Below are 14,888 nucleotides of genomic sequence, written 5' to 3'. Positions count from 1 at the left end.
CATCTACAGTCTATGCATCAAGTTTAATTTGAGGAGTGATTTTCAGATGTGACTTAGATCATTTTTATTGCGATTAAATATGTATTTTATATTAATGTTATAATAAACAATTAACTACTTGTGGTTTTATCTCGTAATTATTGCTAGGAGAGTGATGATTTGTTGTCATTGTTCACAATTGTGGACAGTTGGTTGTGATGAGAGGATTCATCGCTGTTGCAACCATTGCTGTTACAACAATGGCTGTTACAACAATGGCTGTTACAACAATGGCTGTTACAACAAAGCAGGCTGAATAAATGATATTCAACCTGCTTGTTTATTGCTACTTCAATCTAAAAACCACTTCAACTCTGTCGCTAATGTTAACTTGGCCTTGTTGATAGGTTTGCGCCACATCGGCATTCATTTTCATGCTGGCGCGGTACATTTCTGGCTGATTGGCTTGTTGCGGAAAGTATCTTACTTGCCATACCCCAGCAATTTGTTCACCAAAGCCTTTGGCTAAAGATTGAGCTTTTTGCTTGGCGTCATCAATCGCGGCTTGGCGAGCCTGGGCAATAATTTTGGCTTCTTGGCTCGACTTTAGCTCGATATTATTAACGTTATTAATCCCTTCAACCAAAGCGCTGTCGAGTAATTCATTTAAGCTGTTAAGGTCAATTACGGTAATGGTCATTTGACGACTAGCGTTATAACCCGTGAGTTTACGCGGTTCATTTTGCACATACATATATTGCGGATTAAGTTGTAAGTTAGCACTTTGGATGTGTTTTTTGTCGACTCCAGCTTTGAGTAATCGTTGCATAAATTGGCTAACGGCTTCGTCGGCTTTGTCTTTAGCCGCTTTAGCGCTATCAGCTTCTATAGATACTTGAACATTAATAATAGCCATGTCTGCTGCAGCTTCAATGGTGCTTGTTCCCACTGTTTCAATATGAGCAAAACTGAGCTCGGCTGCTTGTACTGGCGATAAACTGCTGGTGGCGGTTAAAGTAAATAATGAGGCAGAAATGATGCTTGTGAGTAATATTTTGTTCATTGATAACTCCGCTAGTGGTTAGCTAAATACTGTTTTCACACAGGTAAAGTGGGTCTGTTATGAGTGTAAACGGTGCAAATATAAAAAAGGGTTTTTATTTTTGACTATTTTCTGCGATTTATTTCTTACGGTTTATTTATGACTTACTAACTACTTAACAGAAACTAAAACAACTGGGCTGAGATATTAAGCAGTTTGTTTCTGATCCATTGATTTACCGGATCGTCTTGGGCTTGTTGATGCCAATACATGTGTACCGCCAGTTCTGGTACTTCAAAGGGCAATGGCGACACTACAATTGGCATGGTTTGTTGTAACAACATGGCGTAGGTGTTTGGCATGGTCATGATCAAATCTGATTGGCAGATCACGCTGATGGCGGCAAAGTAATGCTCGCAACGTAATGCAATATTGCGGCTAACGCCTTGATGGGCGAGCGCCATGTCGACGGTGTCGATGCTGAAGTCTTTTAAGCTCACTAATGCATGAGATGCGGCGGCATAATTGGCGAGGGTGAGCTGCTGTAATATCGGATGGTTTTGGCGGCACACTAGTGAAAATCGTTCGCTGCATATTAGAGTGTTGCAAATATCTTTATGGGTTGGCATCAGTACATCGATAACAATATCTAAACTTTGCTGCGTCAGTGACGGCTCAAGTTCAGTGCGTTTAATTTGACGACTGTTTAGGGTGATATTGGGGGTGTTATTGAGTAAATCGGGCATAAGAATAGGAAAGAACATTGACTCTAATATGTCTCTTAAGCCTAGTTTTATCTCGCGTTTGTGCTGTTGTATGTCAAATATTGCGGGTTGGCTAACGGTATTATTGAGTAACAGCAGCGCTTGTTGCACGTCGGGAATGATTTTTTGGCATAAGGCTGTTGGCACCATTTTACGGCCATGGCGGACAAATAATGGGTCGTTAAATTTGTCGCGTAGCCGAGCAATAGCATGGCTTACAGCGGGTTGTGTTAGGTGCAGTTTACTGGCCGCAGTAGTAATGCTGCCGTGCTGATATACCGTGCTCATAATGAGGAATAAGTTTAAATCAATCTTACTATGCAGCATATTAATAGTTATCTATGATTTAGTATCATTTGAATTTATTTTAGGCTTGGTTAAATTAAAGTCAAACTAAACCAATAAAAGCAGACTCAACATGACCTCAATAAATGACACTCAAGCACAGCAAATTCAAAAAATGACTATTGGTACTGATAAGTATCCAATGCCGTTACCGCCAAAATTTGATAACAAACAACAGCAACAACAATATGAAAAACAGCGCTTAGCCGCGGCATTTAGGGTATTTGCCCATTACCGATTTGATGAGGGTTTAGCGGGGCATATCACCTTGCGTGATTGTATTGATCCTGAGTCATTTTGGGTTAATCCATTAGCGGTGCATTTTTCTAAAATTAAAGCATCAGATTTAGTGCGAGTTGATCATAAAGGCAATATTTTGGAGGGCAAGCACCCAATCAATAATGCCGCATTTGCTATCCATTCGCGTATTCACCATGCGCGCCCAGATGTCAACGCAGTGGCCCATGCCCATACTACTTATGGGCGTGCATTTTCATCACTAGGTGAGTTACTTAAACCTATCTCTCAAGATGCCTGTATGTTTTATGAAAACCACAGCGTGTTTGACACCTTTACCGGCGTGGTCGCCGATTTATCTGAAGGCGACATGATCGCAGAAGCGCTACAAGGTCATGCTGCGGTGATATTGCAAAATCATGGTTTGCTAACCGTGGGTAAGTCTGTGGATGCGGCAACGGCTAATTTTGTCATGTTAGACAGTTGCTGCCATAGCCAGTTATTGGCACAGGCGGCGGGTGAACTTAAATTGATTGGCCATGAAATTGCGACTAAAACTCGTCAAGTTAATGGTTCTGATTTAGTGACTTGGGGTAATTTTCAACCTTTGTATCAGGTCATGTTGGCACAAGACAATAGCTTTTTAGATTAAGCCTGTTAACGACGCCAAAGGGCGGTTTGATTTTGATAAAACCGTATTCATGCAGTCATATTTCGCAAGAACGTATTCTGTACTGAAGCTTATGATACCCGCTAAACCTGTTTAGCGGGCAAGGATGTTACTCCCAATGACAGGTTCGATTATTACCGAAATACTGCTGCCACTTGCGCTGGCGTTTATTATGTTTGGCATGGGCTTAAGCTTAACCCAGTTTGATTTTTTACGTTTGTGGCAAACTCCCATGCCGATTATTGGCGGCTTTATAGGCCAAATCATCGTGTTGCCCTTGCTGGCTTTTACTCTATGTTTACTAATAGATTTATCGCCAGCGATGTCGGTAGGGTTAATGATTTTGGCAGCCTGTCCTGGTGGGACTACCTCAAATGTAATTAGCCACTTAGCCAAAGCGAATTTGGCATTGTCAGTGAGTTTGACTGCACTGAGTAGCATTATGTGTGTCTTTACCGCGCCGTTTATCATCCAATTTGCGGTTAGCTATTTTAGTGAAACCCATGATATTGAGGTGTCGTTAAGCAGCATTTCATTAGGGTTATTGGTGATTACCTTACTACCGATTATGTTTGGCATGATTGTGCGACGTTATTATCGCGATTGGGCTGTGAAGGTTGAGGTGTATTTTAGGCGCTTTGCATTAGTGTTTTTATTGTTGATGATTACTGGGGTGGTGATTCAAGAACGTGACATTATCAGCGACGCTTTTAACGAGGTGTTTATTGCATGCATGTTGTTAAATTTTCTTGCCATGATGGTGGGCGTAATTACTGCCAAACTATTCAAATTAAGCCACAAAGATAGCCTAACGTTGGCCATTGAAATTGGTTTACAAAACTCCACTATGGCAATGCTTATTTGCATTAGTTTACTGCAAGCCCCGAGTTATGCTGTGGTGGCTGGAGTGTATAGTTTAACGATGTATTTAGGTGCTGGCTTGTTAATCTCCTATGCCCGTTATGCTAGAAACCAAAAACATACAGTTCAATCTAGCTAATTACATTAGTGCTATTGATTAACGGATTTTGTCGGTTAGTTAATAGCTTAGTTACTTACTTAGGGCTTAGTTAATCACTTAGTGTTTAGTTACATAGTGTTTAGTTACATAGTGTTTAGTTAGTTACTTCGTTAGTTAGTGCTTAGTCACTTATGTTCCTAAATCGAATTTTATTTTACTCTTTTTTGCTGGCGGTATTCACTGGGTGTGGTGCCTTGCCAGCGTTTAAATGCCCGTCGAAAGTTAGCCACATCAACATAACCTAATTGATATGCCAATTGCTTAATACTGCCAGTAGATTGCGATAAGTATTGCTTCGCAATATGGTGATTCACCGACGCGACAATGTTTTTATAGCTTGTTTGTTGTTGGGTTAAATGGCGATGAAGAGTCCGTGGGGTCATATTAAAATGCGTGGCTGTATCGCTTAAGCTTGGTAGTGGCATCGGACTTTGTAGTAAATACTGATACAACTTATCGCTAAGGCTTTGCTGTAAATCAAGTTTTTTAAGTTCGTTAATACACCATTGTTTGGCTTGAATAAACGAGCTGGGATCGGCCATATCCAAGCGTTGATTTAATGATGCTTGAGTTAATATTAGCTGGGTGCTGGCTTGATTAAAATGCACTGGTACTTTGAGTAATGCGGAGTATTGCTGCCAATAGGCTGGTGCTGCGAACCCCAAATTAACCTGGCTTATTGCAGGTGACAACGGGGTGGTTTGTTGTAACAAATTGGCAATGGTGACGAGCAAAGCATCCATAAACGGTTGTTGAATCACGCCCAATGGTTGTATCGCTTGCAGTGTGATAACCATACTGCTGGCGGTTTCATGGGTATTAACATTAACCAATGGTGTGCGTGTATTGATAAATTGCTTCAATGTATCAACAGCTTGTTTAAGGGTACTGCTATTAAGGATGGCAAATCCCATCATGCCATGGGTGTTAATGCCTATTCGGCTGCCGACATGTAAGCCCAAGTCTGGCCGTGCCGATAGATGAATTGCAGACGTTATCAGTCGTTGATAATCATCAAAAGTCACTTGAAAGTGTGGGTCTTGTAGTTGTTCAAGCATAAGGCCGTTATGGGCTAGCCATATATCGACATTGCATTCCCACAGGCGCAGCTGTTGATACACTTGGTTTAAGTAAAATACAGGAAGCAGCTGCATAGCAATCTTATTAATGGCTTTGAGTTAGTTGTAACGGATTTTGCTGTGCTTGTCTATTAATGACCCCTTAATGTCCATTCTTCCCTCTTTGTTATATTTCTGGTTGGCGTACAGTAAACCTTTAATCACCAAGGAATGTGTATGTTGTCTATGTTTACTGCCAAACCGGTTAGCCTAACCATTAATGATGAAATAGTGATAGCGCAAACTAGCGTTAAACACTCTATTTTAACCGCCGCGTTGGCCGCCAACATTGCCTTTCCGCATCATTGCCGAGTAGGCAGTTGCGGTGCTTGTCGATGCAAGTTGGTTGCGGGCGAAGTGAAACAATTAACCGACAGCGCATATGTTTTATCAGCTGAAGCCATCGCTCAAGGAATGATTTTGGCCTGTCAGAGTCTGCCTAAAACTGATGTGAACATTCACGTTAATTTACGCCAGCGTCCTTTAGCTGACGAACCGCAAGCATAAGGACGTGGCCATGTTTAAATACCTTAAATTTATGTCGTTTCATCTTATGGCGGTGATCGCTATTATCAGCATCACTTTGGGTGGAACCTATATCAGCATTGGCTTTGCTATTTGGGTTGCGGTGTATTTGGGTGGTGACATCGTGTTTGGTGATGATACCGCGACGCCACAATATCGCTATCCGGCTTTGCTTACGTGGCAATTGTGGTTGGCACTGCCATTGACTGTGATATTAGTGTTTGTGTGTTGCTGGCAATTTGCCAGCCAAGATATTGGCCAATATGGCGCATGGGTCACTCGTTTTACGGGGTATGACGCCCTGTTAGCAAGGCAAAACACCAGCATGATTCAATATGGGGTGATGGTGATTTATTTGGGCTTAGTGGTTGGCGTAATGGCGACGATTACAGGCCATGAGCTAACCCATCGTACTTGGCAGCCGGTGTCATTATTGATTGGACGCTGGTTATTGGCATTTAGCTTTGATGCTAACTTTGCCATTGAACATGTATATGGCCACCATAAATACGTTAGTACCTTGAACGATCCTGCTACCGCTCCGCGTGGTCGTGGTGTTTATGCACATATTATTATTTCGACCATTAAGGGCAATATTAGTGCGTGGCATATTGAGCAACAAAGGCTGGTGCGTAAACAGTTAGCTGTGTGGAGTTGGCACAATAAAGCGTTACGAGGTTACGCTATGAGTGTCGCTATTATGGTGTGGGTATTTTGGCTTGCTGGTTGGCAGGGGTTAAGCTTTTTTGTATTAATGGCGTTATGGGCTAAAGCGACTTTAGAGATAGTCAATTACATGGAGCATTATGGTTTGGTTCGCGAACTTAACTCGCCAGTAAAACCTCATCATTCTTGGAATACCAATAAGCGGGTAAGCTCGTGGGCAATGTTTAACTTAACCCGACATTCACATCATCACGCTCAAGGGCAGTTACCTTACCATCAGTTATCGCCTTATCCCGATGCACCGCAAATGATTGGCGGTTACCTTAGTACCTTTGTATTGACCCTCATTCCGCCTTTATGGCATCGACTTATGCTGCCCAAATTACAACATTGGGATGCACATTTTGCCACGCCAGCTGAATATAATATGGCCCAGCAGGCAAATCAACAAAGTGGCATTGCAACTTATCAAGCGTGTTGTTAACCCTTTGATTGTTTGATTGTTTAGACGCTAATAGATATTAGCTACTCATATTAATGCGGTTACGGCCTGTTGATTTGGCGCGGTAAAGTGCTGTGTCTGCGGCGCAAACCAGTGCGGTTGGCGTGCGGTATTGACCACTGCGTTCACAGGCAATGCCCTGGCTGACACTGATTTTGGTTTGTGCAGGTAACCCTATATCGGTAAAGCTTAACTGGTTAATACGACGTTGAATATTTTTGGCAATGTATTCTGCAGTTAACGGATTACTGTTGGGCAAAATGACCACAAACTCTTCACCACCATAACGGGCAGCCATCGCATTGTTAGAGGGGAGCACCTCTGCCAGTACTTGGGCAATTTTTTGCAAACATTTATCACCGTTAACATGACCATACTGGTCATTAAACATTTTAAAATAATCGACATCGATAATGATTAAACACAGCGGTTGGTCGTGGTTAATGCTGTCGTTCCAGTTTGTTTGCAAGGCATCATCAAAAGCGTGACGATTGGCAAGGCCGGTTAATTTGTCGGTATGGGCTAAGTGGCGCAGTTTATTGTATTCGGCTTTATGCGAAGTCAGGTTATGCATAATGCCAATAAATAATGGCTCCGACCCTATCTGTATTGACGGTAAACATGACAATGATAAATCGGCTTCGAGCAACGTGCTGTCGGCGCGGTTAATGATAATTTCTTTAGGCCCATGATTAAACTGAGTTACTTTGTTGCTTTGATCGCTGGCGTTGTTCCACAGGTCAAATAAAGATTGATACTCATCTTTAAAAGGACTTTGTAGATAATCGGTCCAGGTTTGACCAATTAACATTTCGGCTGGGGCACCGAATAATTTAGCGCCTAACGGATTAATCATCTCAATAACGCCAGCGGAGTTAATCACAAATATCGCTTCTGAAATCGCGTTAATCACATTGAGTAAGGTGCGAATTTGTAAGTTATCTACTACAGCCATTTTGCCATTCTGGTTTGCTGAAGTGGCATCAAAAGTGGCATCAAACATCACCGCTGTCGATGACGAGTCGGCTAGGGTTTCAGCTTCAACACGCAGTGGTATTTTTACCGCGTTAGGATATTTAGACAATGAGTCTGTTAATTTAGTCACACGAGAAATCGTGTCATTGAGTTCAGTTAATTTATCATTGGTAAACATGGTGCATTTCCTCAAGCGTTTGGTGTTGGTAACCCCTTGTTGATGACAAACACTCTATTAGGAATGGGAGTTTTTAACCTTTCGGTAATCTTCTGATTTTAACTTATTGATTTTTATTTAATTAAATTATGATTTTTGGTATAAAAAAGATTGATTTTAGTTGCAGCTTAAAATGTCTGCATCAATCTGGCTGCGACTTATAGGGTAAGTCATGGCAATTGTCATAGCCATTCATCGGCAAGTTTTAGAGTTTTTCGCGAATTGGTTAGCGAATGTTTTAGTGAAAATATTAGTAAACAACACAGTGTTATTGGCGATGATTAACAGAGGTTTTTGTCTGGATTTTAGCAGAGGATTGAGGACTAAAAATCTAACCTTGCAATGGGTTAGTGGGTAACACAAGTTGTTTTAGTCTTGGTTAAGCGATTAACTGCTTTGTAGTGTGGTTATCTTGTTCAAGATAAAAAGCTCAGGGTAGCCCTGAGCTTTTTATCTATTTTTTATTTATTATCGCGATTAATAACTTGAGGATCTGGGCTAAGTACTAGCAGGGTATTGGCACTGTTTGACAGCACAAATTGAAAGCTGGTGCTGCCTGGCACTTCATTTAAATCGGTTAATTGTATCAAGTTGCCATCGCTGCTGATGGTGGTGGCATCGATAATACCGTCAAACGTGGTAGTGAAAGCTGCGCCAACAAATTTAAGGCCCTTACCAGTCTTGTCAATCAACTGGTAAGAAATGACTCCGTATTGAGTTACGACCATATTGCCGGATACTGCAGAACCATCAATATTAGTATAGCTAAAGACGGGTTCATTGTTCGCGTTTAGGATTACTGTGACGTTAAACATGGTTGCTTGGCCTTGGACATTAGGCATTTTATTCTCCATACTTTCTTTTTGTTTAGGGTTTAGGGTTTAGGGTTAAACTTATAATCTGTGATGGCCGATTGTTGTAGCTGTTGCACTAAGTCATCGTGTTGATCTAGCTCTCCTAGACAATCGAGGGCCTTCGCGTAGGGCATAGTAAATCTCGGTTCTTTATTTTTATCAATAATATCGGCCAATTGATTTTTAGTTTGCTGACATAGGGAGTTAACTTGCTTAGGTTGACCTAGGGATGTCAATAATGAAGCCGTTAACATATTGCTTTGGGCTAAACTCGCGACATAAAGTGAACTTTGGTTAAATTCAGTGATTAATTGCTTAAATGAGGTAATGGCTCGCTGTGCATATACTAAGCTTTCTGACAATAGTCCCTTAGAGGCCAAATAGTTGGCGGCAGCCAATTGATATGTTGCCCAAACCTCTATTTTTTGGGCTGATTTGTTTAAGGTAATATCTTTCTCGAGCATGGTTGCTAATGAGTCAAGACTCTGCCCCATAGTCTGTTCAATCGGCTCAGTACTATAAGCCAACATCTTTAGGTAGGCGTAATATTGCTGGATTTTCCAAACATCATTTTCAGGGTCTTGTTTAAGGGCATTGGTGATGGTCACTAAACTGAGTTGTGCTTTCTCAAAAGCTTGTTGCTGATGGTTTTGGTAGCTTAATAATCTAGCCAGTAACGCATAACTGCTTGATAATCGTTCCAGTAAGTAGGGCTGCTTTTCTAAGGAGTTATTGTTAAATTGTTGCTGAATTTGCTGATGGATTTTAATTGCCGTGCTGATATCACCTTGGTCACTGGCGGCACTGGCAAGCCATGAGCGAGTGTCTGCAATATCGGCTATTAGCTGGTTGTTGGTTTGGTCTTTATCCCACAGTTGTAGTTTAAGTTGTAATGATTGCTCAAATGCCTCACGGGCATCGGTAAAGTTTTGCTGCTTCATGTATATGGAGCCAAGAGAATTTTGCGCATAGGACAACTCCATTAGCGCATCGTTATCGTCTGGCGCGTATTGATACATGGTTTGGCTGTATGTTAAATACTGTTCGAACCAAGGCTGTGCCGCTGTCCAATCATTTTGATCGTATTCAAGCTGGCCGAGCCAAAAAGCATTGGCACCTAAGGTTTTGAGTAAACTGAGGTGTTGAGGTTGCATTTCGAGTAACGGCAGCATGCGCTCACGGGCGGCGATTAAGGCGCTGTGGGCCTCGTCGTTATTGCCGCGAGAATAGGCCACTTCGCCCATGGCCTCTAAGGTTTGGCTGTGTTGAAAGCGCGCTTCAAAGCTTAAATAGCTGGCATCGTCGGCAGAAAAGTCGCTGAAATATTCCAATGCCTTGTTACTGATCCCATCGAGCAAGTCCATGCGGCCAATGCCGCGCATTTTGTCGGCGAACTCACCGACCATAAAACCAAGTAAGTTTTCTGCCGCTAGGCGTTTTTGTTGTGCCTGGGTTTCGGCCTCAATGCTGCGAACACTCATGGCGACAGAAATCAATGTCAGTGCCACAAGGGCTAGCATGACTGCACGGCGGCGCCAGCGGCCGATGTTGGCTTGTTTGGTTGAGGCTTGAATGAGTGCCAGTTCTTGAGGCTCTAAACTAAACAATTGGTTATCGAGCAATGTGCTTGCTTCTACTAATGGTTTGCCTTCTGCCAGTAAATAAGCATTACTCTTTGACTCGGCCAGCCAGCGGTTAGATTGATGCTGTAAACGGCTTTTAATGGCTAAACTGTCCTTGTGCTCGGTTATCCATTGGGTGGCGCGGGGCCAGCGCCTTAATAGCGCTTCGTGAGCAATACTAAAGCAGGGTTGATCTTGTTGCAGATGCGAAACAAACAAACGGTTATCAACCATGGCTTTGACGAGGTTTATTTCGGCATCACTACTGAGATCGCTCCAGCGGGCGGTGCTGCTGGTGATTGATTTTTCATCTTCGGTTAGGGTGACTAACATCGACAGTATTTTAGGCAGTGCGGCGCGTTCGCTGTTGTTTAATTGGTTGAGCACTTCTTCGGCATTTTTACCGATGGCGCCTTCAATCCCCCCAAGCGAATGGTATACCGACACCAATAATTGGTTGTTGTCATCTTTGTGCAAATACAGTGATTGCAAGGTGTATTGCAACATGGGCAGAGCATCGGGGTTTGAGGCGGCTTCACTGCAAAGTATTTCGTCCAACGGCATTGCCGTATCGGGATCGAGTGTCCATGTGAGGTTAGCTGCATTGGCCGGCAAGCGGATCATTTGCATCAGCTCTGATCGGGTTGGCGCCGATAAATCGAAATGTGAGCCATTAGCTTTGCCTGCCATTAGGCTTGGGTGGCTAACAACCTGAGGGTAAAAGTCATTGCGGCAAGCACTAATTATTAATACTGCCCCTGAAACCGCAAGGGTTTCGAGGATATCTAATACATTGTTGCGTTCGGATTCGGTAAATAATGGCGACGCTAATAAGATTTCTAAACGGTCGATAAACAATGAAAAATGGGGCCGACTGTATTTTGGGGCATTGTCATCATTGATTGATGAGTATTTGGCTAAAGCTAGCTGACAATATTCAATAACGGCGTTGATGTCGTTTTGCAGTTTGTTTGCCAGCATATCGGCACTACAGTCGGTAAACACCGCTTGGTCTTTGATTTCCCAGTCGAGCATCGCACTGGCGATATCGATAATTAAGCGTCCTTTAGTGACATCGGCTAAATCTAGGTTAGCATTATCGATTACGCCAACCCCGTTAAAGCCATTTTTGGACATTAAATTAGGCATGATGCCGGCATTAATTAACGATGATTTACCTGTACCGCTGGGGCCGAGGATTAAGCAAAAGGCACGGCCAAATTCAACTTGTTTTGTGATGCGATTTAATAAAGTGTCAACTTGCTCACTTCGGCCAAAAAATACATTGGAGTCGTTGGTGTCAAATGCGCGTAAACCTGGAAACGGCGAGGCGCCTTGCCATTGTTGGGTAGTGACTTTGGCATGATGACCAATAGGGAATTCAACACTGGCGATGGTGCGATAACCGCGTTTGCGGATGGTTTCTATGTACTGCGGATTAGATGCTTGATCGCCTAATGCTTTACGCAGCTGGGTAATGACTTTATGCAGCGGATTATCGCCAATGGCGATGCTGTTCCAGCAGTGGTTAATAATATCGTCTGCTGCTAGCACTTCCCCTTGGTGTTGGCACAGTAAACGCAACACATCCATGGCTTTGGGTTCAAGACTGCGAATAACATCGCCAGACTGAATGCTATTGCTGTGTGGATTAATTTGCCAATCGCCAAAAAAGAAAGTGCTGTCGTTCATCTGTAATTAATTTCCGATTGGTTAATCGCGTTAAGTTATAAGCAATAAAGATTACGTCACGATGACTCTTATTGAGAGTCATCTTTAGGCGTACTACTTCTGCTTGTTTGATTGTATCGTGCGACTACGTCAATTGTATTTTTTTGCAATATTTTACAATAGATTTACTTTTTTCTCGACAACGATATCGCGTACGGCATTTGGTTAATGTCGTTGTTCTAGCTGCTTTATTTGTTCTACTATCGCTTGATTCTCCGGTGTTTTTATACCGTGTTTTTTCCCAATGCTGACCACCGCGCCATTGATGTAATCGACTTCTGTTTTTCGTTTCGCTTGAATGTCTTCCCACATTGATGATCGTGCTTTGGGATCGATGTCGAGCATCTGTTTAGCGACCAGATTAAACAACCCATTTGGCAACGATAAAATGGTGGGTAACCAGGAGGGTTTAACCTTGGTGTATTGATGCAATGTAATGTTTGCCGCTTCGCATACTGCTAGCCATTCTTTCATTGCTTTGGCTAAAACTCGGCGATTTTTGTAGTCACTTAATTGCTGTTTAATCGGTAAATCGGTGACCGCATTTAATGCATTATTGAGATTTAATAATAATTTACCGTAAATCATTGGGGTAAAGTCTGCTTCAATGTCGCAACCAAATCCGTGGTTAACCAGTGCGGATTGAATTGCGATGGTATGAGGGTTTTCTTGTAAGGTAAACACACCCTCTGTGCCTTTATGAAATACGCCATTGGGCAGTTGCAGCACATTAAATGGCGTGATCCCTTGGAGTAAGCGGTAATGATCGAGCGAGTCTTTAATGCTGTCAAAACTGCCTAAGCCATTTTGCATAAATATAATGCTGCTGTTGTCGTGAGTAATCGCCATTAATTGATTGGCAATACTGCTAACTTGATGACATTTTAAGGTGACAAATACTACATCAAATTTGCCATTGATTGATGATTCTTGGTCGATATCGGTGATCAACGCTTGCGGCATAATCGTTTGTTTTAAGCCGTTATAATCGGTCAAGGTAATGCCGTTATTGGCAATGATTTTTTGCTTAATTGCTGGGCGACAAATTAAGCTGACTTGTAACCCCGAAATACATAACTGACCCGCTAAATAACAGCCTGTTGAACCCGCGCCAAAAATTGCAATATTCATTTTTTATTCATTCACTGTTTGTTAATGACGAAACGATTTTTCTAATACAATATTTTACTCTCTTGTAACATAACAGCATTTTTGGCAGTGTAGAAACTTAACCTCTTTCTCGTTATCAACAGTGAGCGTCTATGAATAATAATACTATTACCACCATCGCCTTAGCGGTGTTCGGATTAACGATGGCATCGACGGTGGTTGAGGCTGCCGATATTAACGTTATTTATGCTGGCACATTATTAACTACGCCAGGCGAGTCACCTTTAACTCAGCAAACTGTGGTGATAAAAGATGGGGTAATCACTTCTATCACTTCAGGTTATCAGTCTGCACCGGTGGTGGACGAGCATGACAATGTTGAGATGATTGATTTAAAAAATAGCTTTGTTATGCCTGGCATGATGGATATGCATGTTCATTTACAAGGCGAGTTAGGGCCGAATAATGATAGCGAAGCTTTGCGAATGTCGGATGCTGACGTGGCAATGCGCAGTGCTTATTTTGCTAAAAAGACCTTATTAGCAGGCTTTACTACGGTGCGAGACTTAGGCGCGAAACCGGAACAGATTTATGCCTTACGCGACGGCATTAATAAAGGCTGGATTGATGGCCCGAGAATTATTGCATCTGGTGGCGTGTCGGTTACCGGAGGCCATGGTGATGTTGACGGTATGAGTCCTGATTTACTTGATAAGTTTACCTCTAAAACCATTTGTGACGGACCTTATGATTGCCGCCGCGCGACTCGTCGGGCGATAAAGTTTGGCGCTGATGTGATTAAAATCACCTCTACCGGAGGAGTGTTATCGGACACTAATACGGGTACTGGCCAGCAAATGGATGATGATGAGCTTAAAGAGGTGATTGATACTGCGCATGCCTTAGGTCGTAAAGTGGCCAGCCATGCCCATGCTGCTCAAGGTATTAATGCAGCGTTGCGCGCCGGTGTCGACAGTATTGAACATGGCAGTTACGCCGATAAAGAAAGTATTAAATTAATGAAAAAAAGTGGCGCGTTTTTAGTGCCAACATTGTTGGCGGGCGACACGGTAGTGAAAATGGCCAATACCGCAGGGGCTGACTTTATGTCTCCTGCCATAAAAGCCAAGGCAATACGTGTTGGTGGCGACATGATGCAAAACTTTAGTGCGGCTTATAAAGCTGGGGTTAATATTGCTTATGGCACCGACAGTGGGGTGTCACATCATGGTGATAATGCTAAAGAAGCTGTATTGATGAGCAAAGCGGGTATGAGTAATGAGGATATTATAATCAGTGCGACGATTAATTCGGCAAAACTGATTGATATGTCAGATAAACTTGGCACTTTGGAGGTTGGCAAATATGCCGACATCATCGCAACGCATAAAAGTCCTCTTGAGCAAATTGAAGCGTTATTAGATGTGTCATTTGTGATGAAGAGCGGAGTTATTTATAAGCGTTAATGTTATTTATTATTGTAGGTCAATAGTATCGACAATAACTAACC

At 42.5% G+C, this 14,888-nt stretch carries 12 protein-coding genes; 5 read left to right on the top strand and 7 right to left on the bottom strand.

What is annotated here, in order from left to right; genetic code table 11:
* Positions 1-325: 325 nt before the first annotated feature.
* Positions 326-1,042: an oxidative stress defense protein gene (locus AAEY94_RS19575; RefSeq protein ID WP_335690861.1), complete on the bottom strand. Its 717-nt coding sequence runs from the start codon at positions 1,040-1,042 to the stop codon at positions 326-328.
* A 164-nt stretch (positions 1,043-1,206) separates the two neighbouring features.
* Positions 1,207-2,112 (bottom strand): LysR family transcriptional regulator, encoded by a 906-nt coding sequence (locus AAEY94_RS19570; RefSeq protein WP_350979718.1) that lies wholly within the window; start codon positions 2,110-2,112, stop codon positions 1,207-1,209.
* Between the two features lie 100 nt (positions 2,113-2,212).
* Between AAEY94_RS19570 and AAEY94_RS19565 the strand changes: the two genes are divergently transcribed.
* Together AAEY94_RS19565 and AAEY94_RS19560 are read left to right on the top strand one after the other, a co-directional pair.
* On the top strand, positions 2,213-3,019 hold the full coding sequence (locus AAEY94_RS19565; protein WP_502959414.1) for a class II aldolase/adducin family protein: 807 nt from the start codon (positions 2,213-2,215) through the stop codon (positions 3,017-3,019).
* Positions 3,020-3,155: 136 nt separating this feature from the next.
* Positions 3,156-4,037, top strand: a complete 882-nt coding sequence (locus tag AAEY94_RS19560; RefSeq protein WP_350979714.1) for a bile acid:sodium symporter family protein — start codon at positions 3,156-3,158, stop codon at positions 4,035-4,037.
* A gap of 170 nt (positions 4,038-4,207) precedes the next feature.
* On the opposite strand, the gene AAEY94_RS19555 is transcribed toward AAEY94_RS19560, so the two are convergent.
* Complete coding sequence (locus tag AAEY94_RS19555) at positions 4,208-5,212, bottom strand: AraC family transcriptional regulator (RefSeq protein ID WP_350979712.1); 1,005 nt, start codon at positions 5,210-5,212, stop codon at positions 4,208-4,210.
* A 141-nt stretch (positions 5,213-5,353) separates the two neighbouring features.
* Between AAEY94_RS19555 and AAEY94_RS19550 the strand changes: the two genes are divergently transcribed.
* Both AAEY94_RS19550 and AAEY94_RS19545 read left to right on the top strand, forming a co-directional pair.
* Positions 5,354-5,683: a 2Fe-2S iron-sulfur cluster-binding protein gene (locus AAEY94_RS19550; protein WP_157822775.1), complete on the top strand. Its 330-nt coding sequence runs from the start codon at positions 5,354-5,356 to the stop codon at positions 5,681-5,683.
* A 10-nt stretch (positions 5,684-5,693) separates the two neighbouring features.
* The gene (locus AAEY94_RS19545) at positions 5,694-6,851 is read left to right on the top strand and encodes an alkane 1-monooxygenase (protein WP_350979710.1); all 1,158 of its coding nucleotides are present in this window, start codon (positions 5,694-5,696) and stop codon (positions 6,849-6,851) included.
* A gap of 37 nt (positions 6,852-6,888) precedes the next feature.
* Here AAEY94_RS19545 and AAEY94_RS19540 read toward each other — a convergent pair whose 3' ends face one another.
* The 4 genes from AAEY94_RS19540 to AAEY94_RS19525 form a co-directional block, all read right to left on the bottom strand.
* Positions 6,889-8,022 (bottom strand): sensor domain-containing diguanylate cyclase, encoded by a 1,134-nt coding sequence (locus AAEY94_RS19540; protein WP_192115657.1) that lies wholly within the window; start codon positions 8,020-8,022, stop codon positions 6,889-6,891.
* Positions 8,023-8,522: 500 nt separating this feature from the next.
* Positions 8,523-8,903, bottom strand: coding sequence for a DP-EP family protein (locus AAEY94_RS19535; RefSeq protein WP_182741341.1), 381 nt, complete (start codon positions 8,901-8,903; stop codon positions 8,523-8,525).
* Between the two features lie 32 nt (positions 8,904-8,935).
* Positions 8,936-12,229 (bottom strand): nSTAND1 domain-containing NTPase, encoded by a 3,294-nt coding sequence (locus AAEY94_RS19530; RefSeq protein ID WP_101085939.1) that lies wholly within the window; start codon positions 12,227-12,229, stop codon positions 8,936-8,938.
* A 204-nt stretch (positions 12,230-12,433) separates the two neighbouring features.
* Positions 12,434-13,399: a 2-dehydropantoate 2-reductase gene (locus tag AAEY94_RS19525; protein WP_101085938.1), complete on the bottom strand. Its 966-nt coding sequence runs from the start codon at positions 13,397-13,399 to the stop codon at positions 12,434-12,436.
* A 131-nt stretch (positions 13,400-13,530) separates the two neighbouring features.
* Between AAEY94_RS19525 and AAEY94_RS19520 the strand changes: the two genes are divergently transcribed.
* On the top strand, positions 13,531-14,844 hold the full coding sequence (locus AAEY94_RS19520; protein ID WP_101085937.1) for a metal-dependent hydrolase family protein: 1,314 nt from the start codon (positions 13,531-13,533) through the stop codon (positions 14,842-14,844).
* Positions 14,845-14,888: the final 44 nt, after the last annotated feature.

Origin of the sequence: Shewanella sp. AC34-MNA-CIBAN-0136 (genome assembly GCF_040309945.1) — a bacterium.
In the GTDB taxonomy this organism is placed as follows: Bacteria; Pseudomonadota; Gammaproteobacteria; order Enterobacterales; family Shewanellaceae; genus Shewanella.
Note: the sequence above shows the minus strand (reverse complement) of the source record. Positions and strands in the feature narration are given on the sequence as shown.

Coding starts and splice junctions, on each gene's coding strand:
- AAEY94_RS19550 (WP_157822775.1), top strand. CDS start 5,354: ATGTTGTCTATGTTTACTGCCAAACCGGTTAGCCTAACCATTAATGAT.
- AAEY94_RS19540 (WP_192115657.1), bottom strand. CDS start 8,022: ATGTTTACCAATGATAAATTAACTGAACTCAATGACACGATTTCTCGT.
- AAEY94_RS19575 (WP_335690861.1), bottom strand. CDS start 1,042: ATGAACAAAATATTACTCACAAGCATCATTTCTGCCTCATTATTTACT.
- AAEY94_RS19555 (WP_350979712.1), bottom strand. CDS start 5,212: ATGCAGCTGCTTCCTGTATTTTACTTAAACCAAGTGTATCAACAGCTG.
- AAEY94_RS19545 (WP_350979710.1), top strand. CDS start 5,694: ATGTTTAAATACCTTAAATTTATGTCGTTTCATCTTATGGCGGTGATC.
- AAEY94_RS19530 (WP_101085939.1), bottom strand. CDS start 12,229: ATGAACGACAGCACTTTCTTTTTTGGCGATTGGCAAATTAATCCACAC.
- AAEY94_RS19570 (WP_350979718.1), bottom strand. CDS start 2,112: ATGCTGCATAGTAAGATTGATTTAAACTTATTCCTCATTATGAGCACG.
- AAEY94_RS19535 (WP_182741341.1), bottom strand. CDS start 8,903: ATGCCTAATGTCCAAGGCCAAGCAACCATGTTTAACGTCACAGTAATC.
- AAEY94_RS19525 (WP_101085938.1), bottom strand. CDS start 13,399: ATGAATATTGCAATTTTTGGCGCGGGTTCAACAGGCTGTTATTTAGCG.
- AAEY94_RS19560 (WP_350979714.1), top strand. CDS start 3,156: ATGACAGGTTCGATTATTACCGAAATACTGCTGCCACTTGCGCTGGCG.
- AAEY94_RS19520 (WP_101085937.1), top strand. CDS start 13,531: ATGAATAATAATACTATTACCACCATCGCCTTAGCGGTGTTCGGATTA.